This is a genomic window from Pantoea sp. ABR1s, from assembly GCF_057812235.1.
Genome location: NZ_CM173823.1, coordinates 1,772,455 through 1,793,648, shown reverse-complemented (window position 1 = coordinate 1,793,648; position 21,194 = coordinate 1,772,455). Strand labels below are relative to the sequence as shown.

27 protein-coding genes are annotated in these 21,194 nt (G+C 49.6%); 13 read left to right on the top strand and 14 right to left on the bottom strand.

Translation table 11 applies throughout. From position 1 onward, the window contains the following. Window positions 1-166 precede the first annotated feature (166 nt). The 5 genes from mdtJ (at window position 167) to ACXKZD_RS08265 (ending at window position 2,905) form a co-directional block, all read left to right on the top strand. Complete coding sequence (gene mdtJ / locus ACXKZD_RS08285) at window positions 167-517, top strand: multidrug/spermidine efflux SMR transporter subunit MdtJ (protein ID WP_010258741.1); 351 nt, start codon at window positions 167-169, stop codon at window positions 515-517. Continuing rightward, window positions 504-833, top strand: coding sequence for a multidrug/spermidine efflux SMR transporter subunit MdtI (mdtI, locus tag ACXKZD_RS08280; RefSeq protein WP_010258739.1), 330 nt, complete (start codon window positions 504-506; stop codon window positions 831-833). The genes mdtJ and mdtI overlap by 14 nt, the downstream gene beginning before the upstream one ends. Window positions 834-1,033: 200 nt before the next feature. Then, the gene (locus tag ACXKZD_RS08275) at window positions 1,034-2,176 is read left to right on the top strand and encodes an acyltransferase family protein (RefSeq protein WP_010258734.1); all 1,143 of its coding nucleotides are present in this window, start codon (window positions 1,034-1,036) and stop codon (window positions 2,174-2,176) included. 180 nt (window positions 2,177-2,356) lie between these two features. Then, window positions 2,357-2,617: a hypothetical protein gene (locus ACXKZD_RS08270; protein WP_010258727.1), complete on the top strand. Its 261-nt coding sequence runs from the start codon at window positions 2,357-2,359 to the stop codon at window positions 2,615-2,617. A 102-nt stretch (window positions 2,618-2,719) separates the two neighbouring features. Then, a complete protein-coding gene (locus tag ACXKZD_RS08265; protein WP_010258724.1) occupies window positions 2,720-2,905 on the top strand; it encodes a hypothetical protein in 186 nt (61 codons plus the stop codon). Window positions 2,906-3,002: 97 nt separating this feature from the next. Here ACXKZD_RS08265 and ACXKZD_RS08260 read toward each other — a convergent pair whose 3' ends face one another. Together ACXKZD_RS08260 and adhP are read right to left on the bottom strand one after the other, a co-directional pair. Next, the gene (locus ACXKZD_RS08260) at window positions 3,003-3,140 is read right to left on the bottom strand and encodes a hypothetical protein (RefSeq protein ID WP_010258717.1); all 138 of its coding nucleotides are present in this window, start codon (window positions 3,138-3,140) and stop codon (window positions 3,003-3,005) included. Window positions 3,141-3,353: 213 nt separating this feature from the next. After that, window positions 3,354-4,376: an alcohol dehydrogenase AdhP gene (gene adhP / locus ACXKZD_RS08255; RefSeq protein WP_010258714.1), complete on the bottom strand. Its 1,023-nt coding sequence runs from the start codon at window positions 4,374-4,376 to the stop codon at window positions 3,354-3,356. A 602-nt stretch (window positions 4,377-4,978) separates the two neighbouring features. Here adhP and ACXKZD_RS08250 point away from each other — a divergent pair. From ACXKZD_RS08250 to ACXKZD_RS08235, 4 genes are all read left to right on the top strand, one after another. Continuing rightward, window positions 4,979-5,437 carry an STM2901 family protein gene (locus tag ACXKZD_RS08250; protein ID WP_488981995.1) on the top strand — a complete coding sequence of 153 codons (459 nt, stop codon included), beginning with the start codon at window positions 4,979-4,981 and terminating at the stop codon, window positions 5,435-5,437. Next, complete coding sequence (locus tag ACXKZD_RS08245; protein ID WP_488981994.1) at window positions 5,431-5,730, top strand: DUF1493 family protein; 300 nt, start codon at window positions 5,431-5,433, stop codon at window positions 5,728-5,730. The genes ACXKZD_RS08250 and ACXKZD_RS08245 overlap by 7 nt, the downstream gene beginning before the upstream one ends. 36 nt (window positions 5,731-5,766) lie before the next feature. Further along, window positions 5,767-6,243, top strand: coding sequence for a hypothetical protein (locus tag ACXKZD_RS08240; protein WP_488981993.1), 477 nt, complete (start codon window positions 5,767-5,769; stop codon window positions 6,241-6,243). Between the two features lie 106 nt (window positions 6,244-6,349). Next, complete coding sequence (locus ACXKZD_RS08235) at window positions 6,350-6,529, top strand: hypothetical protein (RefSeq protein WP_256844388.1); 180 nt, start codon at window positions 6,350-6,352, stop codon at window positions 6,527-6,529. A gap of 384 nt (window positions 6,530-6,913) precedes the next feature. Here ACXKZD_RS08235 and ACXKZD_RS08230 read toward each other — a convergent pair whose 3' ends face one another. Next, the gene (locus tag ACXKZD_RS08230) at window positions 6,914-7,177 is read right to left on the bottom strand and encodes a MazG-like family protein (RefSeq protein ID WP_191918420.1); all 264 of its coding nucleotides are present in this window, start codon (window positions 7,175-7,177) and stop codon (window positions 6,914-6,916) included. 469 nt (window positions 7,178-7,646) lie between these two features. Here ACXKZD_RS08230 and ACXKZD_RS08225 point away from each other — a divergent pair, with 469 nt between their 5' ends. Further along, window positions 7,647-8,729, top strand: coding sequence for an ImmA/IrrE family metallo-endopeptidase (locus tag ACXKZD_RS08225; protein WP_488981992.1), 1,083 nt, complete (start codon window positions 7,647-7,649; stop codon window positions 8,727-8,729). A gap of 5 nt (window positions 8,730-8,734) precedes the next feature. On the opposite strand, the gene ACXKZD_RS08220 is transcribed toward ACXKZD_RS08225, so the two are convergent. The 8 genes from ACXKZD_RS08220 to copC form a co-directional block, all read right to left on the bottom strand. Further along, window positions 8,735-9,676 carry an alpha-glutamyl/putrescinyl thymine pyrophosphorylase clade 3 protein gene (locus ACXKZD_RS08220; RefSeq protein ID WP_191918422.1) on the bottom strand — a complete coding sequence of 314 codons (942 nt, stop codon included), beginning with the start codon at window positions 9,674-9,676 and terminating at the stop codon, window positions 8,735-8,737. A gap of 3 nt (window positions 9,677-9,679) precedes the next feature. Then, window positions 9,680-10,648: a thymidylate synthase gene (locus ACXKZD_RS08215; RefSeq protein WP_488981991.1), complete on the bottom strand. Its 969-nt coding sequence runs from the start codon at window positions 10,646-10,648 to the stop codon at window positions 9,680-9,682. Between the two features lie 346 nt (window positions 10,649-10,994). After that, the gene (locus ACXKZD_RS08210) at window positions 10,995-11,246 is read right to left on the bottom strand and encodes a hypothetical protein (protein ID WP_488981990.1); all 252 of its coding nucleotides are present in this window, start codon (window positions 11,244-11,246) and stop codon (window positions 10,995-10,997) included. Window positions 11,247-11,758: 512 nt separating this feature from the next. Then, the gene (locus tag ACXKZD_RS08205; RefSeq protein ID WP_488981989.1) at window positions 11,759-12,208 is read right to left on the bottom strand and encodes a WapI family immunity protein; all 450 of its coding nucleotides are present in this window, start codon (window positions 12,206-12,208) and stop codon (window positions 11,759-11,761) included. Window positions 12,209-12,229: 21 nt separating this feature from the next. Continuing rightward, window positions 12,230-12,976 carry a hypothetical protein gene (locus ACXKZD_RS08200; protein ID WP_488981988.1) on the bottom strand — a complete coding sequence of 249 codons (747 nt, stop codon included), beginning with the start codon at window positions 12,974-12,976 and terminating at the stop codon, window positions 12,230-12,232. A gap of 480 nt (window positions 12,977-13,456) precedes the next feature. Then, a complete protein-coding gene (locus ACXKZD_RS08195; protein WP_010258700.1) occupies window positions 13,457-13,804 on the bottom strand; it encodes a YebY family protein in 348 nt (115 codons plus the stop codon). Window positions 13,805-13,832: 28 nt separating this feature from the next. Next, window positions 13,833-14,708 carry a copper homeostasis membrane protein CopD gene (gene copD / locus ACXKZD_RS08190; protein WP_488981987.1) on the bottom strand — a complete coding sequence of 292 codons (876 nt, stop codon included), beginning with the start codon at window positions 14,706-14,708 and terminating at the stop codon, window positions 13,833-13,835. Between the two features lie 5 nt (window positions 14,709-14,713). Continuing rightward, window positions 14,714-15,091: a copper homeostasis periplasmic binding protein CopC gene (gene copC, locus ACXKZD_RS08185; protein ID WP_033769230.1), complete on the bottom strand. Its 378-nt coding sequence runs from the start codon at window positions 15,089-15,091 to the stop codon at window positions 14,714-14,716. Between the two features lie 151 nt (window positions 15,092-15,242). Between copC and ACXKZD_RS08180 the strand changes: the two genes are divergently transcribed. Next, entirely contained in the window at window positions 15,243-15,476 is a 234-nt protein-coding gene (locus ACXKZD_RS08180) for a DNA polymerase III subunit theta (RefSeq protein WP_010258692.1), read from the top strand. Further along, a complete protein-coding gene (gene exoX, locus ACXKZD_RS08175) occupies window positions 15,473-16,144 on the top strand; it encodes an exodeoxyribonuclease X (RefSeq protein ID WP_022625523.1) in 672 nt (223 codons plus the stop codon). Before ACXKZD_RS08180 ends, exoX begins: the two co-directional genes overlap by 4 nt. Here exoX and ACXKZD_RS08170 read toward each other — a convergent pair. Next, the gene (locus tag ACXKZD_RS08170) at window positions 16,138-18,201 is read right to left on the bottom strand and encodes a prolyl oligopeptidase family serine peptidase (protein WP_033769232.1); all 2,064 of its coding nucleotides are present in this window, start codon (window positions 18,199-18,201) and stop codon (window positions 16,138-16,140) included. The two genes, exoX and ACXKZD_RS08170, sit on opposite strands and share 7 nt — an antisense overlap. 126 nt (window positions 18,202-18,327) lie before the next feature. After that, window positions 18,328-18,984: a tellurite resistance TerB family protein gene (locus ACXKZD_RS08165; RefSeq protein WP_010258682.1), complete on the bottom strand. Its 657-nt coding sequence runs from the start codon at window positions 18,982-18,984 to the stop codon at window positions 18,328-18,330. Between the two features lie 166 nt (window positions 18,985-19,150). Here ACXKZD_RS08165 and purT point away from each other — a divergent pair, with 166 nt between their 5' ends. Beyond that, window positions 19,151-20,329, top strand: a complete 1,179-nt coding sequence (gene purT, locus ACXKZD_RS08160) for a formate-dependent phosphoribosylglycinamide formyltransferase (RefSeq protein WP_488981986.1) — start codon at window positions 19,151-19,153, stop codon at window positions 20,327-20,329. Between the two features lie 34 nt (window positions 20,330-20,363). Here purT and ACXKZD_RS08155 read toward each other — a convergent pair whose 3' ends face one another. Next, window positions 20,364-21,002: a bifunctional 4-hydroxy-2-oxoglutarate aldolase/2-dehydro-3-deoxy-phosphogluconate aldolase gene (locus ACXKZD_RS08155; RefSeq protein WP_010258674.1), complete on the bottom strand. Its 639-nt coding sequence runs from the start codon at window positions 21,000-21,002 to the stop codon at window positions 20,364-20,366. Between the last annotated feature and the right edge of the window lie 192 nt (window positions 21,003-21,194).

Sequence of the window (21,194 nt, the reverse complement as noted above, 5' to 3'; positions counted from 1 at the left end):
TCATGTCAACCCCCCTGTTTTCCCCCTCTTGCCTTTCTGGCTGGAACGCCGCCGATCAGCACTGGCGTAACGCCCTGTAGTCCCCTCACCACTTCGAACTGTTCTGAGTCTGCCCGCACATTGTGCGTTGTTGCAGGTCGTCATTTATCGTTGCTGGAGAGCACCCATGCGCGCCTGGGTTTTATTATCACTCGCTATTGTTACTGAAATTATTGGTACCCTTTTTATGAAATGGTCCAGCCTCAATGGCAGCCATTCCGGCTACCTGATGATGCTGGGCATGATTGCCTGTTCTTATATTCTGCTGAGTTTCGCCATTAAACGTATCGCCCTGGGCGTGGCTTATGCGCTGTGGGAAGGTATCGGCATCATGCTGATTACGTTATTCAGCGTGCAGCTGTTTGGTGAAACGCTGTCAGCGCTGAAAATCTGTGGGCTGGTGACGCTGATCGTCGGAATTGTGTTGATCAAAACCGGCACCCAATCATCAGCGGAGGTTAATCATGCTCATCGCTGATCTTGTTCATGCGTCCTGGCTGGCGCTGGCTATCGTGCTGGAAATTGCCGCCAACATATTCCTTAAATATTCTGATGGGTTTAAGAAACCGCTGTACGGTCTGCTTTCACTTTGCTGTGTCCTGCTCGCGTTCAGCGCACTCGCTCAGGCGGTCAAAGGTATCGATCTCTCGATCGCCTATGCGGTCTGGGGCGGTTTTGGGATTATCGCCACTGTCGCGGCCGGATGGGTGTTGTTTGGCCAGCGGCTGAACCGCAAAGGCTGGGCCGGCCTGACCCTGCTGCTGGCCGGTATGATCCTGTTAAAACTGGCCTGATCGGCCCTCTCAATCAGTGATATTGATTAAGGGTGTGCCACTGTACGACCTTAACTTCCTGTGCTTCCCCGCCCTGTTTCGGTTGATTTCCCCCACTTACCTGTGCTCGGAATCTTCTTACTTTTGTAAAGGCCCGTTTACATATCTGTTGCCTTGAGGCTTAGTGAGCGCCGAAGGTCGGATAAAAACGAGGAATAGTTATGTCTGCAACACGAGGTTGGTCTACGGAGCTGGAGGGATTACGCGGCATCGCTTCTCTCTGGGTATTAGTTGGCCATATCAGCTTACTGGTTCATTGCCATATCACGCTTATTTCATCCCCTGGCATCGGGGTCGATCTGTTTATTCTGTTATCGGGTTATCTGATGGCGAAAAACTACGTCGAGCGTCAGCAGAAAGAGCCGTGGCAGAGCACAGAGACCATTAAGAAGTTCTGGATCCGGCGCTTCTTCCGCATCGCCCCGCTCTACTATCTGCTGCTAATCATCGCTCTGATTTATGGCCCGTGGTTTGGCGAGATGCGTGACACCATTGCTCATTTCTATTCCGGCACCGCCACTGAGTCGTCGCGTTACAACGACCAGTCGCTGGCAAACATCCTGACCCACTTCAGTTTCCTGTTCGGCCTGCTGCCCGAATATGGTTTTAATACCGTGCTGCCTGACTGGAGTATCGGGCTGGAGATGCAGTTCTATCTGCTGTTCCCGTTCATCATGCTGGTGACGCTGCGCTTTGGTTATGCCGCATCGCTGATTGGCATCATGGCGCTTTGCTGCGCTGGCCGGTATGTGCTGGCAGATTATTATGAGGCGTTTGAGATGCCTTCAATGATCCTGATAAAGCTGAATATGTTCCTGTCGGGGATGCTGCTGGCCGAGGCGATCCGCCGTAAATCCCTGCTCTACGTCGCCTTTGCGCTGCTCGGCCCGGTCGCCAGCGTGGCGATGGGCCTGGGTGCGATTAAGCTGCAGGTGATTATGGAAGCGCTGATGATCGTCGGTATGACGGCGATTCTGTGGCAATACCCGCAGGGCAGCCTGATGGCAACGCTGATTGCTCTGCCGCGTAAGCTGCTGAACAACCGTCTCAGCACCTGGCTGGGCGACGTTTCGTTTTCGGTCTACCTGCTGCATCTGCTGATTGTAATCCCGCTGATCGCACTGCTGCTCAATCACACCGACATCGAGTTTAAGAGCGACATGATGCGTTTCCTGATTGTCTGCGTCTCTGCCATCCCGGTGACCTATGCGCTGGCCTCTTTACTCTATAAGTATGTTGAGAAGCCCGGCATTCAGATTGGTAAGCGCGTGCTTAAGCCGAAGCTGGCCGATCAGACCAGCTGAGTTTTTAACGCAGGCCATCCCTTTCTTAAAAGCCCCCGACTTCGGGGCTTTTTTTTGCCAGGAAAAGCGCAATTGGCTGTGATAACGAGCCTGCTCAGGCATTGATTAAGCCCGTCGCCAGCACACCCGCTGAGGTGAACTACACTTTGCCGGTTAGCAATCTGACTCAGAGGAGAGAACATGAGCATTCAGCATCTGCTGCTATCCACCGACGGTGGCGCAGTGATCATTGAAGCAGAACAACTCGAAAGTGAGCTGGTTATCCCGCCCCACCTGCAGACCCTGACCGGCGGTGAAGCTGACAGCGATACCGGTCATCGGGTGGCGGTAACAAAGCACTACTGCAAGGGACGCTACTATGCGGTTGCCCTTGATCGCCATGCGGCCAGCAATGAAATTGATGACGTGATCGACCTGCTGCATCCGGCCCCGCTTGATTAGTCTTTGTCGGACAGAACCCGTACATGTTCCGCTGAACTGCTGGCGGAAAAGCTCAGTATTGCCGGTGCGCGGCATTTACCTATTCAGAAGAGGATAAGCATTATGCAAAAGAAGAAGTGGTTTGTTTCTTACGTGATTAAGCCTAAAGGTGAAAATCATGTCACGACTCACGCCTTTATCGAGGGCGACGATGTCGAGGAGGCGCTGGAAGCCTTTATGTTCGAAACCAAAAAAAGCCTGTCGCTGGAAACCGAAGAGCTGACTCTGCTTTCGGTGAGCCTGGTGTAGACTCTGATTAACCTCGCGATTGCGGGGTTTTTTATGTCCTGTATCAGGATCGGTTATCTATTTATATTATTTATAATTTCCCTGGTGCGGCACTCAATTACTTACTGGGATACGGCCAGGCGTGATCAACGCCAGTTGATGAAAGCAGACCGGTAACCGCCAGATACGCCAGTATCAGGACAAACAGCACAATCGCTGCAATTTCAATGGATTTTAGTAAGTGATGCTTAGCCATAAATAACCCTCCTTCAGATGTGTGTAATCAGACTTCACCCCATAAACTATAATGTTACCGGTAAAGTTCAAGTGAAAATCACATCATGAAACATAAAGCCGCGCTTATTAATGCTTTAACGGAATGTGCTCTTACGCATTCAGAGGGAGGGAACTGGCCTTACAGGCATAAAAAAGCCCGCACGGCGCGGGCTTCTGCGATTATCAGCACGGATTATTCAGCAGACTGACCGCTAAAGTCGATTACCATCCTGCCGCGGATCTTGCCCTGAATCATCTCATCGAAGATGGCATTGACCTCACCAATCTTCCTTTTGGTCACCTTCGGCACCACCTTCCCTTCTGCCGCAAACTGGAAAGCTTCCGCCAGATCGTTACGCGTCCCGACCAGCGATCCTACTACCTGAATGCCATCGAGCACCAGACGCGGAATATTCAGGCTCATCGCTTCCGGCGGCAGTCCGACAGCCACTACCCGACCACCGGCCCTGACCGCATCGACAGCAGAGTTAAACGCTGCTTTGGCAACGGCCGTTACCACAGCCGCATGCGCCCCACCGGTTTGTTCCTGAATAAAGCGAGCCGCATCTTCGCTGGCCGAGTTTACGACCAGGTCGGCGCCCATCTCTTTCGCCAGTGCCAGTTGCCCATCACTCACATCAACCGCGATCACTTTGGCGTTAAAGACGTTTTTCGCATATTGCAGAGCGAGGTTTCCCAGCCCGCCCAGACCGTAAATCGCCAGCCACTGACCCGGTTTTACCTCGGACACTTTCACCGCTTTATAGGTGGTGACACCGGCGCAGGTGACACTACTGGCGGCGTAAGGATCAAGCCCGTCGGGGACTTTAACAGAGTAGTCTGCAACGACGATACACTCTTCAGCCATGCCGCCATCTACGGTATAACCGGCATTAACGACCTCTCTGCAGAGCGTTTCGTTACCGGAGTTACAGTATTGGCAGTGCCCGCAGCCCTTAAAGAACCATGCCACGCTGGCACGATCGCCTGGCTTAAGTGAGGTCACATCTGGCGCGACTTCCTCAACAATACCGATACCTTCATGACCCAGCGTCACGCCGGTTTTATCACCGAAATCACCATTCTTCACATGCAGATCGGTATGGCATACGCCACAGCATTCCATCCTGAGCCGTGCTTCGCCCGTTTTGAGAGGACGCAACGTCTTCTCAACCACTTCAACCTTGTGTTCACTGTTAGCAATTGCCGCTTTCATAAACGTTACTCCTTTTGATTGAAGACTTAAGGATAAGCCAAACCGTGGTGATGACAAGATGACAGGTAAGCTTTGGGTGCGAGGCTGGCAGGGTTGTTTCTGCTTTTGCAGAGTGGAGTGGGTTTTTGGGATGGAGACCGGGCACCTTAAGCTAATAGGGTTATTTTGCGTTCGCTTTTCCACTCAAATTTTAAGCTCACTAATATGTCAGGATTTTATCAATACCATCGGTTAAATTTAATATACACATAAGAAACTACGATAACCCATGCAAAACTAAGAAGTGCTGCATACTGCGGAACGCTGGCAAAACCTGCCATAGTAGCAATGATGAGATGAACGTTAGTAAAACTGCATTCAAAGCATGCATCAAGTGATCCGCCATTGCGATGCTAGCTACTGTGGGCTGAGGAATAAGATGCATAGATCATGCTGCGTCAGCGACCCGAGCGTGCGCATCGTGATCGTTTGATACCAGCGGAGCGACAACTATGGCTTTGAGAGTCGCAAAATGCATCAGATAGCGCCAGCCAGCATCTGGCAGTGACCGGAATTGATGTGATACAGTTTTGACCATTACAGTACCCATTTAAGGGAATGGTATGGATACAACGGAGCAGTTAAACGGAACTTACTTCTATGGCGGACTTACTAACCTTTCTGCAGGAGAGCTTTATTTCTGGATAATGATTGATGTGACTGCAGAGCACTTCAGCGGTACAAAGGATATCATCGCTCTGGTTGCGGTTTACTCGGGACAAAATACGATTGACGTATCCGGTAAGCTAAACGGAGCATGGAAAGGCACCTCTTATGCTTCGGTCTATTCTCGAAAGCTGTTACGGGATTACCGTCTTCCATTCAGATTACCCACGTGGATACAGAACCCTAAAAACCCTCTTCAAATTAAAATGTTAATGACTCACAAGCTGGGGACGTTCGTCGGTCGTACAATCCCGGTTTTAGGCTGGGTAATTATGGCCGCTGATGTGGCAGAAATTGGCTGGAAAACTACGGAAAAATATAACCTTCTTGCTTATAAGGAAGACAAGATATGGTAAACGAGGATACAGAGAAAGCTATATTTGCGCTGGTTGAAGATTATAACGGCAGAAGTTTGTTTACGTTCAGACGCTATAAGCTTGAACTGGATACCGATCTGAACAATGACTTTCGCATGGATCCTCTTGACGCTTATGAATTGCTAGAGCGGTATGCTGAAACATTTGGCATTAGTCCCAGTACTATCACGTTTGCCGAATATTTCCCGGAAGATTTCAATGCGCCGCACGATCCGCTGACTATTCGTCTGTTAATTGAGTCTGCACAGGCCGGACGCTGGTTGGGTAAATAATTCACGCCTGCAAACGCAGGCGTCTATCTCTTCAGTTTGTTGCTGCCACTTCCAGAGGACAAGGGCGGAAAACGTGCCGTTGATTTGGGTTTTGAATTTAAGGACGCGTGCGCGTCCTCTCAGAGTTCTGTCAATAACTGTATGGAGCCAACAGGCTCTGAAGCAGCTATCGATTTCACAAAGCCCCCTACTCGCGCCGAGCGTAGAAAGATTATTAAGCGATTAAGAGAAAAGCCAGCTCAGGAGCAACCTGAGCCGGACAGATACCCACCTGAAGTGAGTCATTGCACAGAACGGGAGGCGTTGAAAAAGAGTTTCTTCGAGATCTCCAGGTTAACGCTGTCCGACGGTGAAGCGGTCCGCATGATGAAAGGTCATACCATCAAGGTTGGGGAGCTTACTTACTGGAGCGGTACAAGCGGCTATCTGTTCCATAGACGGAACAAGAATCCTACTCCCTTAAAAAGATTTAATGCTCTTGCGAAAAAAAGCGGCATACCTGTGCCTGATTAATAAAACGGCAGCCGGACTAATCTGAGCCGCACGATTCTTTACGATTCCAAAACGCCATGATACTGCTTATACATACAGTATATTTTGAATAGCAGGAGTTAATCATTTGATTGACATAGATAATCTAAGCGAGACGGTTGCACGCATCCAGTTCATTGTTGACGTATCACTGATCGCAAACTGCAAAGAAGATGAATTAAAAATGGCACTGTCGATGATCAGCGACATGGCAGGGACAATCGACACATCTGTTTTCCAAGCTGCCATATACCGCCAAGCTGAATGATTAATTGCCCCTTCCCTACCATTCACTAGCCACCTTTCAGGTGGCTTTTAGATTCTGCATCAAAGTGCATATGCTTGCATGAATACGCATGATCCAAATTGGATCGCTAAGCGTGTGTGAGGCCGGTGCTGGCGCGTTCAGAGGTAACACATGCACCTGCATGAAAAGCGATGCATAAAGCGGGCAGGCGTGGCGGGGATAGCATTGCGCGCGAGGGGTGCAAACATGTTTTTTAATGCTGCACGAGGAAATATTGCGGTTGCATAACAAAGATCTGATGAGAAAAAAGAGTCTTAATGAAGTTATGAGTTTTTTAACCATAAGACACTATCGCTGATTCATGCCTTATGGATGTAAAAGCTAACAACTTTAACAAATATAATGTTAGGACTTTTTCCGGTCGTAGTATTCGATTATTTGTAAGGCAACTGCTGCAACCTGCACCATTTCATCACGGCTCGTGCCCGCGCATTTCCCACCATAATAATCATGCAAAATAGCTTGGTTGAATTCACCAACCTCTTCACCCAATATCGAGGCCCACAAGAACGGGTTTAGGTCCCGGTCAGCCCCCCATTTGGCGTCTTGGCGATCCATTTCTGCCACTACATCTGCAAGTGCATTTGAACTGGAATGTTTGTCGCTCATTTTAACTCTTTAGCAAGGGAAAGTGAGGCAATCGTTTATCATCAAAATTATTATTAGTCTACATCCATAAGTGATTTTAATACTTTAAGAACCAGTTATTTTTTGCTATAAATTCAGTAATACAATTTTTCACAAGCGACAAGCCTTTGGAAATTTCTTTTCACAGCAAGCACTTAAGAAACATTTGCCTTATCCAAAGCTACGCGGATGAAATACTAGGTGCTTCTTTATCTGAAAAATTGATATCGCGCCTTTTTGATATCAGCGCAATAGAAAACGTGTGGGAACTACCCGTTGGAAATCCTGTCCTTAGCTTTCAGCATGACGAAGAATATATTATAATCAAGCTAGACTCTAAGGTTAACATGGGTTTCATATGCGTTCATGCAAAACCTCCAAAAAATGAAGATAATTCAATAGATTGGAAGGGAGTAAGGCGCATTAAGTTAATGTTCATAGGTGAAGAAAAATGATTGGCACACTCCATTTTAGCCCTGACCGGGTATCTCCCCCAGGCGACACAATCATAGACTTGATGGATGAGCACGGGCTGACCGATGTAGAACTGAGCAAAAAGATTGGACTTTCTATTTCAAAAGGTCAGCAGCTTTTGCGTGGAGATATGCAATTAAACGAATGTATGGCATTAAGGCTCCAAGATATATTTGATGTTTCAGTCAACTTTTGGCTCAAACGAGAAGGTGTATACCGAAAACATATAGAACATTTGAATTCTGTAAACAAGGAATGGCTTGATTCACTTCCAGTAAAAGATATGATTAATTTTGGGTGGATACCCAAAGCATCAACGCGTGAACTAAAATTCAAGTATTGCATGGATTTTTTTGGTATTAACTCCGTAAACGATTTTACTCGTAAAATAAATAACGATGCCCCATTGGTGGCATTCAGGAAATCATTAAGCCTTAAAACTGTTCCAATGGCAGATCTAACGTGGATAATAAAAGCAAAAGAACTTAGTGAAAATTACACCTGCAACAAATGGGATAAAGGAAAGTTAAAGAGTTTAATTCCAGATATTCGTCAATTTTCAAACGAGCCTGATGTAAGGAAGTTTATTCCGCAGCTTAAAGAAATTTTTGCTCAGACAGGAGTTTCATTTATTGTCTTGCCAACTCCCTCCGGATGCCGTGCGAGCGGTGCAACATGTTTTTTCGAACCTGACCGCGCTACTCTTATAGTAAGTTTTAGACATCTCACTGATGATCACTTCTGGTTCACCTTGTTCCATGAAATTGGACATTTGATTCTTCATGATGCGATTGACATTCGTGTAGAAGGAGAAAAGGAAATTAGTTCAAAGGAAGAATTAGAAGCAGACCAATTTGCTGTTGATGCATTAATACCTAAGGCTTTTCAGAAAGAAATTAAAAAATATAGAGCTAAAGACTGGAAAGATATAGTTCGTACCGCGAAAAAGATAGGTGTTTCAAAAGGGATAGTTTTGGGGCATTTACAACATATTGGTAATATACCTTATTCTCACCTTAATCGACTTAAGGTGAGATATAAAAAGGATGATATAATCTAAATACTCTATCCCCCGAAATATTTATAGCTGTCGGGGGATTTTTGCCAGTTACAAAGGGCATCCTCCAAAACCTGCATCTTTAGATATCCTATAGGTAAAATATCTGCAAGCAGAGACAGTTTTTCGTTTAATTCTGACACTGAATCTACACCACCTTTATTATTGCTAAAAAGAAGTCTACATCCTTTGATAGGGCCAGTTGAACCGTTTAAAAAAAGATGGCCTGGCTCCAAGTTTAGTAAGTTTGTTTTTCTAAGCATAGTTAGATAATCAAACTTCGCTGTTCTACCGAAGGAAATAACACTCCTCATATTTGAGTATAATATTTCAAAGAGCAGATCAGGACCCGTGGAAATTGTTTCAGCCTCAGAAAATCTCGCTTCATGACTTTTTGTATTGCCAATAAATTCGATATATGACTTAAAAACCTTAGGTATTGAACGTCTTGAGTCATCTTTTAGGGTTTCATATTTTCTATGATTTCCATATTGTCTCTCTTTACTAGTGGAAACCAAATGCGATGATGATTTTTTATACCACCTTTCAAAACCCTCAAAATTATCAGTAATATTCTCCCAAGTCCAAGTTATTGTACCTAGCCCACTGTATATATCTCGGCATAATTGCCATTTTGTTTTGATATTTTTTCCAAAATGAGTAGACAAAAAGATTAACCAGCATGCCTCATCATAATGACCTTTTTCGTTATGCAGTTTAGCTGCAATAAGTGGATCAAAGTGAATTGAGTTAGGTTCCATTCTAAGCAGGCTATAGTTATTTTTATTATTAATAGCTTCCACATATTGTATTCTACGAATACTGTCTATTAGCTGCATAGCAAACGTTTCGTAGTGAGCATTAGAAGTAAGCCCTAACAAAGAACACTCATTGTTTGAAAATTTCTTGAGATCAGATACAAACCTTTGAACTTCATGATGCCTTCTCATTTTTTATTTTCCTTCAAAAAATATCCTAAGCGAATCATTTTTTAATTTTTTCATTTCATTATGCGCTTCCTGTAAACTATCATCACCTCTGAACAAGTAATTTATTTTTATTAACCTCATCAAATCTTTCCAATAATCGTTTAATTCAGAGTTATCAATATTAAATAATTTGTCACTTCTCAAGCTCTCTTCTACTTTAAGTATTTGGAATCTCAAATCTAAAGAATTTATTGCAGGCATCTCACCCATAATGGATGCTGTATTCATGAAACCTTCTCTTTGTAAAGCATAAACTTTTGGAAGATCACATTCATACAAATGCATACTTGATACATAATGATAATACTGACCTAAGCCGCAATTTAAAATTTTGGAAATAAACTCCTGAATCATTGTAAAGGCGAATATATCGTGAGTTAAGCCTTTAAAGGCGTCATTGGAGCGCATATTAACAAATAGGTTTAGTTTATCATCTCTTATTAGGAACTGAAGTGAGATTGTGCACGGTATGTCTTTATACTCTTTAGAATCATTTGATTTCAATGCCAGATCTGAAGCATCAAAAAGTTGCACTAAAGCTCTTCGGCTAGTTTTTTTATGGCTCAGTTGAGTAATAATATTCTCTAACTGATTATGTACATTATGCATGTTAAAGATGCGAGGGCCATATCCTCCTCGGATTGTACCATCATCTTCAGCAAAGTCTTTGTAAACAGAGATATACCGTTCAATAAAACTAAGTTTATTGTCACCAGTCAAATACCATAGAAACTCACCTAGGCAACTGATTATTTTACTCCTAGACTCAGTTCTACTGACGCGCTTGATAGGGTCAGTGAGAACTAAGCTAGCTCCAAGTATCTCTATGGTATCGCCTTTAGACGCTTTAATTTTTGAACCATCTTTGATGATTGCTGCATGAACTTCCTTAAGAAGATCATCAATACCATCTGCTTCTACAAAAAATGTCATAATGTTACATCCTGTAAAAACTTTAGGTTTACTTATTAACACCATCACATTGCGCAGTCAATCAGCCACTACAAAAAGTCTTGGCGTACTTCAATTTCAGTTACTTTTATACAAGCCTCAATATTTTAAATTTTTACACGTGCAAAAAATAATCATTTAAAACAGATAAATACCTTGACCATGTAGCATGCATTCTTGCTGATTCTCTCAAATGAGTAGTGACGACGTTCAATTACTGCACAACGCATCCAATCATTTATTTCTTTCATCCTTTCTTGAAGCGGCGTCAGCTCATTACGTACAAAAAACCTGCGTCGCCTTGACCGCATCCCCAAACCCACTGGAGTTATCCAGGATAATTCTCATCATCTGGGGGCGGCACGCGGTGCGCGCTGAGCAGGTCGTCACGGCTGTCCTTCCTGATTTTAAAAAAATCGTCTTTCATCGTAACTTCGCTGAGCGGCAGGATCTTGGTGCCGTGCGGCTTACCGTTCGATACGTACATAAAAATATTGTGGAAGTTACCCAGCCCTTTCGTGTAGCGCAGAGCCCTGCAGCATCCGGTCAACGTCACTGCTGCTCTGGCCGCATCGGTCATATACAGGATGTAACCTGCGTGCTCCCCGTTCTGATGATACTTGCGGCAGAACAGCGTCGTCGCCTCATTCAGTCAGGCAACCTAAGCGTGTTTAGGTATTACGGCAGACCATACAGCTCATGATTAATATCCGGCTGCATCAGGCCAAACATGCTGCCCTTTTTGAACTGGTACTGTTTTTTCCACTCATGAAAAAATCAGTAAATGTGATCCTAACGACCTGCTGAGTGAATTTGGCTGGGGTGGTTTTAAGGCGCAGTGGCTTGTCCAAACTGCTACGGCGCAACTCGGCAAAAGCGTTAACCAAGATCAGATAGTCCATGGCGAACTTGCTCAATTACTGTTGGTTCAGCATGGGATGGAGGATAAAGGTTGAAGCCAAAATGTTGCGATTCAAATCAATAGCCGAACTTTGATGTACGTCTGCCCCTAGGATTTTTGCCAATCAGTGAACGCTGACCGGCGACTCATCTGCACTCTTTTTGATCAGAACCACAATCAAAAATAAACCTTCAGCCTTGCTTACCGGGCCATTCAATCATCTCATTAAGCCTGGAAAGGATGTCGGGGAAATAGCTTTCATCAAGGCCAAAGCTGCCTTTAACCTGAACGCTGTCGGCATGAGGCTCCGGTCGAAGGATAAAATCAATAGTAACGCTATCAATAGTATTTTCATTTGTCAGTATCATATCAAGCTGATGAATATCGCTCTGATATTTAAACGACTTTAACTTTTTCTGAGCAATTATCGCCTGATGAAAAGCTGAAAATTCTTTCTTCAACATTTTCAACTCTCCAACAGTGAACTTAGTCTTAAACGCCACCTTCAGGCCGCTTACCGAGAATTCTATCCAGGACTGTATCCAATCCCAGTGATGATTAACCGGATCGACTTCGTTATCGACAACCCGTTCAAAAGGCGACACCGCAAAAACGAATTCTTCATCTCTGATATCAAACATATGTACGTTCCTGTCGGTTAATCAAAAATACCTAAAATGAGTTATCGTCCAATCTGATACCCTTACCACAACCTCAAGAGTGTACTTCTTATACTCAGTGATATTTTTCTTATGGTGTAATTTATACATTTCCGTTTCATAACGATACATACCCTCTCCGTTGCGAGGATCGGCCATGCGTCTGCCATAGCGGATAGCTCTTTCCTGAATATGTAACGGAACATAGCGACCCGGCTCATACATGTGCCTCGCCGCTGTTTCGGTCATTTTCAGGTTACACGCCGATAAACCCGTTTTTAACCTGGCACGCAGGAACATTATTGTTGCCTGGCTGAGTCTGGCACTTATAGCAGCTCGTGTACCAGCCTCCAATAATGCGCGGCCAGCGCGGAAAATTCGAAATACACCAAACGCAAGAAGCGCTATGTCTGTAGGATCAATCAGTGGCGTTTCGAGAGGTGCCTCTTCAAGTCGAACAAAATGCCCCTGCACATCGTATATCTGCCACAGACCGGGAGCCTGAGCCACAGAATAACCAATGCACATGCCGCTGGACTCATCCAGCACCGGCTGTGCGTTTCGTGGCAGCACACGTGGTCTCAATTCAAAAAATACGTTGCCCGAAAGTGGTGACTGAAATGTGTAATATCTGCCAGGTTCTGTGATTGCATTCCCTGCATTCATTATCGTTCCCTCATTTTCATGTGACTTAATAGAGTGCCACAGGATAGTAGAGCGGTCATTACCGAGTACTGCAACGCCGTTCACTCAGCAAACTTCTCTCGCACGGGCTGTACAGCCTATACCTGATGCTCCTGACAGGGCTTCAACCATGAGTAAAAAAGCTGGCAGATTATCGCCACGGTGTCCCTTTCATAGAGAGGTAATAAAGCAGGGTTGTAACTTATATGAATAGGAGAAAGGGCAATGACATAATGGAATGGCGTCTTGCAGAAGAACACAACGGAAAAGACTAAGTTATTGATTGAAAATCATTAACTGATGGGCGGCATCTGACAAAAAAAGACCGAATACGATTCCTATATTCGGTCCAGGGAAATGGCTCTCAAGGAGCCGTGCGCTAAAAGTTGGCATTTATGAAGGCGATGTCGCCTTGCCATTTAACATTAGAACAGCGCGGTGGAATTGCCAGCAAATGGGAGGCGCAGGACCATAAACCGGATCAGTTTGTGATCGCAACGGCAAAAAAGAGGGGTTGGGCGCAGCGCGGTGCTGCACCCGACAGGTTTATTTACCGCACAGCGCCTGGGTGCGCTCAACAATCGGCTGCAGACTCATCATCTGGCCCGGATGCGCTTTATCTTCAACCTGAATCACGCTGATCGGCTGCGCTTTCACCTGTTTGTTTTTGAACAGTGTGTCGGCGATATCGTTCAGGGGGTATGTCATCAGCGTGCTCGGGTTGATGGCAAACATCGCACCATCTTTCTCACAGGTCAGCATCACCTCTTCACGGTTAAACGGCCACTTCTCTTTACCGATCTCAAAGCGGCTGACGGTAATGATTTGTGCCGCCAGCGCCTGGCCGCATACGGATAACAACAGGATTGCGGGGATCACTTTCTTCAGCAACATAACTACCCTTTTCTCTCTTAAACCACATTCAGGCTGGCGACAGCGTGGCAAATACGCTGACCAGCCCAACCACTCCACACGCCAGCAGCAGTTCAAGCTGCGTCATGCGAATAAATTTTTGCTGCGTCCCGCTGCCAGCCAGGCGGAATTGCGGTACCAGCCAGTATCGGTTAATCAGCGCCACCAGCACCATCAGGGCAACCAGCAGCACTTTACACAGCAACAATACAATGTAGCGTGAATAGTGCCACGTCAGCGGCCAGCCCGCGATCATCACGCTGTTTATCAGGCCACTCAGCAGCGTTAACGCCACCGCCAGATGACCATAGCGCGAAAAGCGCATCATGGTACGGATAGCGTCGGTGCGGCGATCGATCTGGCGCGCCTCCCGCATCAACAGCAACAGAGGCAGTAATCCGCCCGTCCAGAACGCCGCGGCAATCAGATGTAGTGCATGATTGAGCTGCTGAAACAATCCCGGCCAGCCATCGCGCATCGCGGCATGACCAATCAGAGCCATGCAGGCCAGTTGCAGAACGCCCGCCAGCAGTAACACCTGCTGACGCAGCCGCCCGGTCAGTAGCAACCCGGCAACGGCCAGCAGGCTAAACAGGATTTCCCACAGCCACACGCCACCGAAGTGCGTGCCAATCACCGCCAGCCAGATATCGACATCGGCCAGATTGGCGCTGTCGCCGCTCATCAACACATTCTGGCAGGCCAGCATCGCCAGCGCACTCAGCAGCGCCAGCCAGGCGCTCCCTTTCACCAGCGGGTTTAATCTTAGCGCCAGCAGTGGTCGATAGCGTCCGGGTGCCAGCAGCGCACTGTAACAGGCGCTGCCGGTCAGCAGCATCGCGGCGGCAAAATGCAGCGCGCGTAACAGGATCCAGAGGCTGGTCACCGGAGTTACTTCACGCTAAAGCGATAGCTTCCTGCGGTTTTATGTCCATCCACCGACAGCACATGCCAGTTAACCTGATAGCTGCCCGCTTGCAGCGGCTGAGACAGGCCCACAATCAGCCGATTTTTCTGGCCAGATTCAACGCGGGCTTTAGCGGTGGCGACAGGCTTCTGTTCACTATCCAGCAGCGTGACGCCGCTGAATGCCGCTTCAATATCTTCACTGAAGTTCAGCGTCAGCGCATCGGTGGATGTCGTTACCTGCGCTTTGGCCGCCGGGATAGAAGACTGGAGATGCGCATGCGCCGCTGCCAGCGAACTGAATGTCATCAGTCCGGCTGCCGCCAGCGCAATAACCATGCGGGAAATCAGTTTTTTATGCATAAGATCATCCTTTTAACCGCCGCCAGGGCGATAAACGTGGCAAAAGGATACGCTGCTGTATTTGCACTGTCGAGGCCAGCGATGCGATCCTTTATCCTTGATTCAGACCGCCGAAAACATTACTTTTGCCCGCTATCGTCAGGAGAATATTATGAGCCATAACCTTGCCCTGCTGTCCCAGGAAGAGAAAGACAAGATTAATGTCGATTTGGCGGCAGCGGGTGTGGCGTTTAAAGAGCGCTATAACATGCCGATCGTCGCCGAAATGGTGGCGCAGGAGCAGCCCGAAGCGCTGCGTGACTGGTTTCGTCAGCGTCTGATGCATTACCGCCAGGCGTCGCTCAGCCTGTCGCGCCTTCCTTATGAACCGAAGATGAAGCAATGATATTTCGCGTTATTGATACCGAAACCTGCGGTCTGCAGGGTGGCGTAGTCGAAGTGGCGTCCGTGGATGTGGTCAACGGTCAGATTGTGAATCCGATGAGCGATCTCACCCTGCCCGATCGCCCTATCAGCCGTCAGGCGATGGCCGTGCATCGCATCACCGAAGCGATGGTCGCCGGTAAGCCAACGATTGAAGAGGCGATCCCTCGCTATCACGGCAGTGCTTTTTACGTGGCGCACAACGCCAGTTTTGATCGCCGGATGCTGCCGGAAATGTACGGAGAGTGGATCTGCACCATGCAGCTGGCGCGTCAGCTCTGGCCGGGCATTAAATATGGCAACCAGGCACTGCGTCATTCGCTGAAGCTGGATGTCACGCCGCCCGCCGACCTGCATGCTCACCGCGCGCTCTATGATTGCTATGTTACGGCAGCACTGCTGATTCGTATTATGGAGACCTCCGGCTGGAGTGCCTCCGAGATGATTGTGCGGTCACAACCTGCGGCCCAGCGCGACGACGTTCTGCCCTTTGGCAAATACCGCGGCCAGGCGATCGCGGTCGTTGCGCGCAAGGATCCGGGCTATCTGAAGTGGATGCTGGATAACGTCAGCGATCTGCGCCCGCCATTGCGGCAGGCGCTGCGTAAGTACCTGACCGAATCTCAGTAATCCTGGGCTGGCGGTAAGGTGCCCTGCGCCAGTCCCAGCAGGAAGGTGTATTCCATCGCGATCCCTTCATAGGCTTTGTAGCGCCCCGACTTGCCGCCGTGACCCGCATCCATGTCGGTGCAGAGCAGCAGCAGGTTATTGTCGGTTTTCATCGATCTCAGCTTCGCCACCCACTTGGCTGGTTCCCAGTACTGCACCTGCGAATCATGCAGGCCGGTGGTGACCAGTAGATGAGGATAGGCTTTCGCCTCGATGTTGTCATAAGGGCTGTACTGGCGGATATAACGGTAGTATTCAGGATCATTAGGGTTGCCCCACTCGTCATACTCGCCGGTGGTCAGCGGAATCGACTCATCCAGCATCGTGGTAACCACATCCACGAATGGCACCTGGGCAACCACGCCGTGGAACCGCTGCGGTGCCAGGTTAATCACCCCGCCCATGAGTAAGCCACCCGCGCTGCCACCCATGGCATAGAGTCGTTCCGGGTGTCCGATGCCACGCGCCACCAGCGCGTTAGTGACATCGATAAAATCGGTGAAGCTGTTCATTTTGTTCAGCAGGCGACCGCCGTCATACCATTGCTGCCCCAGCTCACCGCCGCCGCGCACCTGTATCAGCGCATAGACAAATCCGCGATCCAGCAGGCTCAGGCGGCTGACGCTGAAATCGGCATCCATACTACTGCCGTAGGCACCGTAGCCATACACCAGCATCGGATTCTGACCGGGCTGATAGTGTTTGCGGTGATAGACCAGCGATACCGGCACTTCGGTGCCATCGCTGACTTTGATCCAGTGGTGCTCGCTTTTGTAATCTTCCGCGTTAAAGCCTTTCACCGCGCTCTGCTTGAGGATGCGGCGTTCGCCGGTATCCATATCCAGTTCAAACAGCGTGGTCGGCGTGGTCATCGATGAATAGCCGTAGCGCAGTTTGCTGGTGCGCGGCGTCGGATTGTAGGCCAGCCAGGTCACATAGGTCGGATCGTCAAAGGCGATGCCGCTGGTTTCACCGCTGGCCCAGTTGATCTGCCGCAGGCTGGTCAAGCCGCGCTGGCGCTCCTCAACCACCAGCCAGTCCCGAAACAGCTGAAAATCTTCCATCACTACCTGTTCACGTGCCGGGATCAGGGTTTCCCAGCGTGACTCGTCCAGATAGCGGCTGCGGTAAAGCCCGAAGTTTTCGCCTTCCCGATTGGATCGAATGAAGAACTGATGATCGTAGTGGTCGATGCTGTACTCATGATCGCGCCGGCGTGGCAAAAACACATGCGGCTGCGCGTCGGGGAAGTTCGCATCAATCAGCTGAATTTCGCTGGTGTTGGTGCTGTAGAGGGCAATCATGATGAACTGCTTGGAGGTGGTCTTGTGTACGCTGAGATGATATGTGTCATCCTGCTCTTCATAGACCAGCTGGTCGTCGAACTGCGGCGTACCCAGTTCGTGTCGCCACACCTGATAAGAAAGCAGCGTCTGCGGGTGTTTTCGCACATAGTAGAGGGTGCGCGAGTCATTACCCCACGCGAAGCTGGAAGAGGCGTTGCTCAGCACTTCAGGGTACCAGCTGCCACTCTCCAGGTTACGGAAGCGGATGCCATATTGCCGGCGAGACAGGAAATCTTCAGCCAGCGCCATGACCCGGTTATCCGGACTGATATGCAGCGCGCCCATGGTATAGAAATCACTGTGCGAGGCGCGCTGGTTGGCATCCAGCAGCAGGCTCCACTCGCCAGACTCATCGCTCGCGGCGGGCTGGCGGTAATAGGCCGGGTATTCGTTACCGCTCTGATAACGGCTCTGATAACGGTAGCCATTTTTCACATAGGGCACTGAGTGATCTTCAGGCGGCAGCCGATCGATAATCTCTTTTAATACCCGGTCCTGCAGTGGCTGCTGTGACGACATGATTTTTTTGCCGTAGTTGTTTTCGGCACGCAGGTAATCAAGGACCTCGCTGTTTTCGCGCTTGTCGTCGCGCAGCCAGTAGTAGTCGTCAACGCGCGTCTCGCCGTGCAGCGTCATCTCATGGGGTATTTTTTTTGCGATGGGTGCTTTCATCCATCCGTCTCCGTGAACGTAATGATCTGTAAGCGTAACACTTCAGCAGCGGGAAGCCAGGTATAGGTTGAGAAGCAGCCGCTGGCGGATCACATCCTGTGACCCGCCAGCGGAATATCAGAGGGATTAACTGGCGGGTAAACGGGCTTTCTCAGCCTCAAGATCCTGCTGGATACCGTCGCGAACATCCTGGGGAATTTTCAGCGCGTCGCCCAGCGCGGAGAGATAACTGCGCTCCATGAAGTGATCAACGTCGATGGCGGCACAGCTCAGGAAGTAGAGCTCCAGCGCCTCCTCCTCGTTCTTCACATCGGCGGCCAGCCACTGCGGATCCAGCGGGCGGTTCATCGCTTTCTGGATCAGCTGTTCCGCTTCCTGACCGTAGCCAGACTGATGAATATTCTGCTCAATCGCTGCACGTTCCTGATCGTCAATGTGCCCGTCGCTTTTGGCGGCAAACACCAGCGCCGTCACCAGACGTTCGGCCCGCAGGTTAACCGGCGTTTGCGCCACGCCAAAGTCAGGTTCATTCTGGTGTGCTTCGCTGACCCGCTGCTTGTATTTGTTCCATAGCACCGCGCCCGCAGCCGCACCACCGCCGATAATCAGCGCCTTGCCGCCATATTTAGTCAGCAGTTTGCGCGACGATTTACTGGCAATCAGCATACCGGCCAGGCCGCCCAGCGCACCCGGCGCCAGCATGTCGCTTAAGCCGCCGCCCGATTTGCCCTCACCGCCCTTCTTCGTCAGTACCGACTGAATTTGTTGCAACCAGTTATTCATCATCCACTCCTTTTAAGATGTCAGTCCGCTATCCTGACGAAAAGGATGTCAGGAAACGTCAGAGCGGGAAAAGTAAGGCAAAAGGTCGTGTCAGATGGACGAAAGATGAGAACGCAAACGTTTTCGTTTATACTTGCGCGCGAATTTTGACAGCTTAGGTGAATGTATGACGACTCTCGGAACAGCGCTGCGTCCGGCAGCAACGCGTGTGATGCTATTGGGTTCAGGTGAACTGGGTAAAGAGGTGGCGCTGGAGTGTCAGCGTCTGGGTGTGGAAGTGATCGCGGTTGATCGTTACGCCGATGCCCCGGCGATGCACGTCGCCCATCGCAGCCATGTGATTAACATGCTGGATGGCGCGGCACTGGCTGCGCTGATTGCTGAAGAGAAGCCTGATTTTGTCGTACCGGAAATCGAAGCTATCGCCACGGAGACACTGGTTGAGCTGGAGCAGCAAGGCCAGCGCGTGGTACCGACTGCCCGTGCCGCGCGGCTGACCATGAACCGCGAAGGCATTCGTCGGCTGGCGGCTGAAGAGCTCTCTCTGCCGACCTCCCGCTATCGCTTTGCCGACAGCAAGGCGCGCTTTGATGAGGCGGCTACCGAAATCGGCTTTCCCTGCATTGTGAAGCCGGTGATGAGTTCATCCGGCAAAGGCCAGAGCTTTATCCGCGATGCCAGCCAGCTCGATAACGCCTGGGACTATGCGCAACAGGGTGGCCGCGCGGGTGCCGGACGCGTCATCGTCGAAGGGGTTGTCGACTTCGATTTCGAGATCACCCTGCTCACCATCAGCGCAGTCGATGGCATTCATTTCTGTGCGCCGATTGGTCACCGTCAGGAGGATGGCGATTATCGTGAATCCTGGCAGCCGCAGCAGATGAGTGATGTGGCGCTGCAGCGGGCGCAGGAGGTTGCCGCGCAGGTGATTAAGGCGCTGGGTGGCTATGGCTTGTTTGGCGTTGAGCTGTTTGTCTGCGGTGATGAGGTGGTATTCAGCGAAGTTTCGCCGCGTCCTCACGACACCGGCATGGTGACGCTGATTTCGCAGGATCTGTCAGAGTTTGCGCTGCACGTGCGGGCGTTTCTCGGTCTGCCGATTGGCGCGATTCGCCAGTATGGTCCGTCAGCGTCCGCCGTTATTCTGCCGCAACTCACCAGCCAGAATGTGCAGTTTGTGAATGTCGAAGCGGCGCTGGGTGCCGGTCTGCAACTGCGCCTGTTCGGCAAGCCGGAAATCAGCGGTCAGCGTCGTCTGGGCGTGGCGCTCGCCAGCGGTGACAGCACCGATCAGGCGATTGCGCGTGCCGTTGCCAGCGCAGCAGCGGTCACGGTTCAGGGATAAACGTGTGCGGTGAGCAGACGCTCACCGCCATAACTTACTTCGCGCCTTCAACAGCTTCGCGTGCCAGGCGGGTGATGCGATCCCAGTCGCCCGCTTCCAGCGCGTCGTTGGGCACCAGCCAGGAACCGCCGATGCACAGCACGCTTTTCAGCGCCAGATAGTCACGGTAGTTCGCCGGAGAGATGCCGCCGGTCGGGCAGAATCGCACCTGCGGGAAGGGGCCGCCAATCGCCTGCAGCGCTTTAACGCCGCCGTTCGCTTCTGCCGGGAAAAACTTGAACTCGCGCAGACCGTAGTCCATACCGGTCATTAGCTCAGAAACGGTGCTGATGCCGGGAATCAACGGTACCGGCCCTTCAACCGCCGCTTTCAGCAGCGACTCGGTGACGCCAGGACTGATCACAAACTGCGCACCGGCATCGGTCACTTCCTGTAACTGCTGCGGATTAATCACCGTTCCCGCACCAACGATCGCATCCGGCACTTCTTTGATCATCGCACGTAAGGCATCCATCGCCACTGGCGTGCGCAGCGTCACTTCCAGCACTCTGACACCGCCTGCCACCAGCGCTTTTGCCATCGGCACGGCGTGTTCCAGTTTGTTCACAACGATGACCGGCACCACAGGTCCGGTGGTCAGAATCTGTTCTGCACTCGTTTTCCAGTTTTTCATCAGTTCCCCTTGCTTGATAACACCGGGATTGCGACCCGGTCATGGAGCATCGGCTCCTGCCCTGTAAATTGCGTCACTACCATACATGATCAGCTTCCTGAGCGTCTATCATCCTGCGACCATTTTGAAACGGCAGTTCAATTTTATTCGTGTTGACTGGCCCGGATTAAGGGCGAAAAAAAAGCCCGCGTT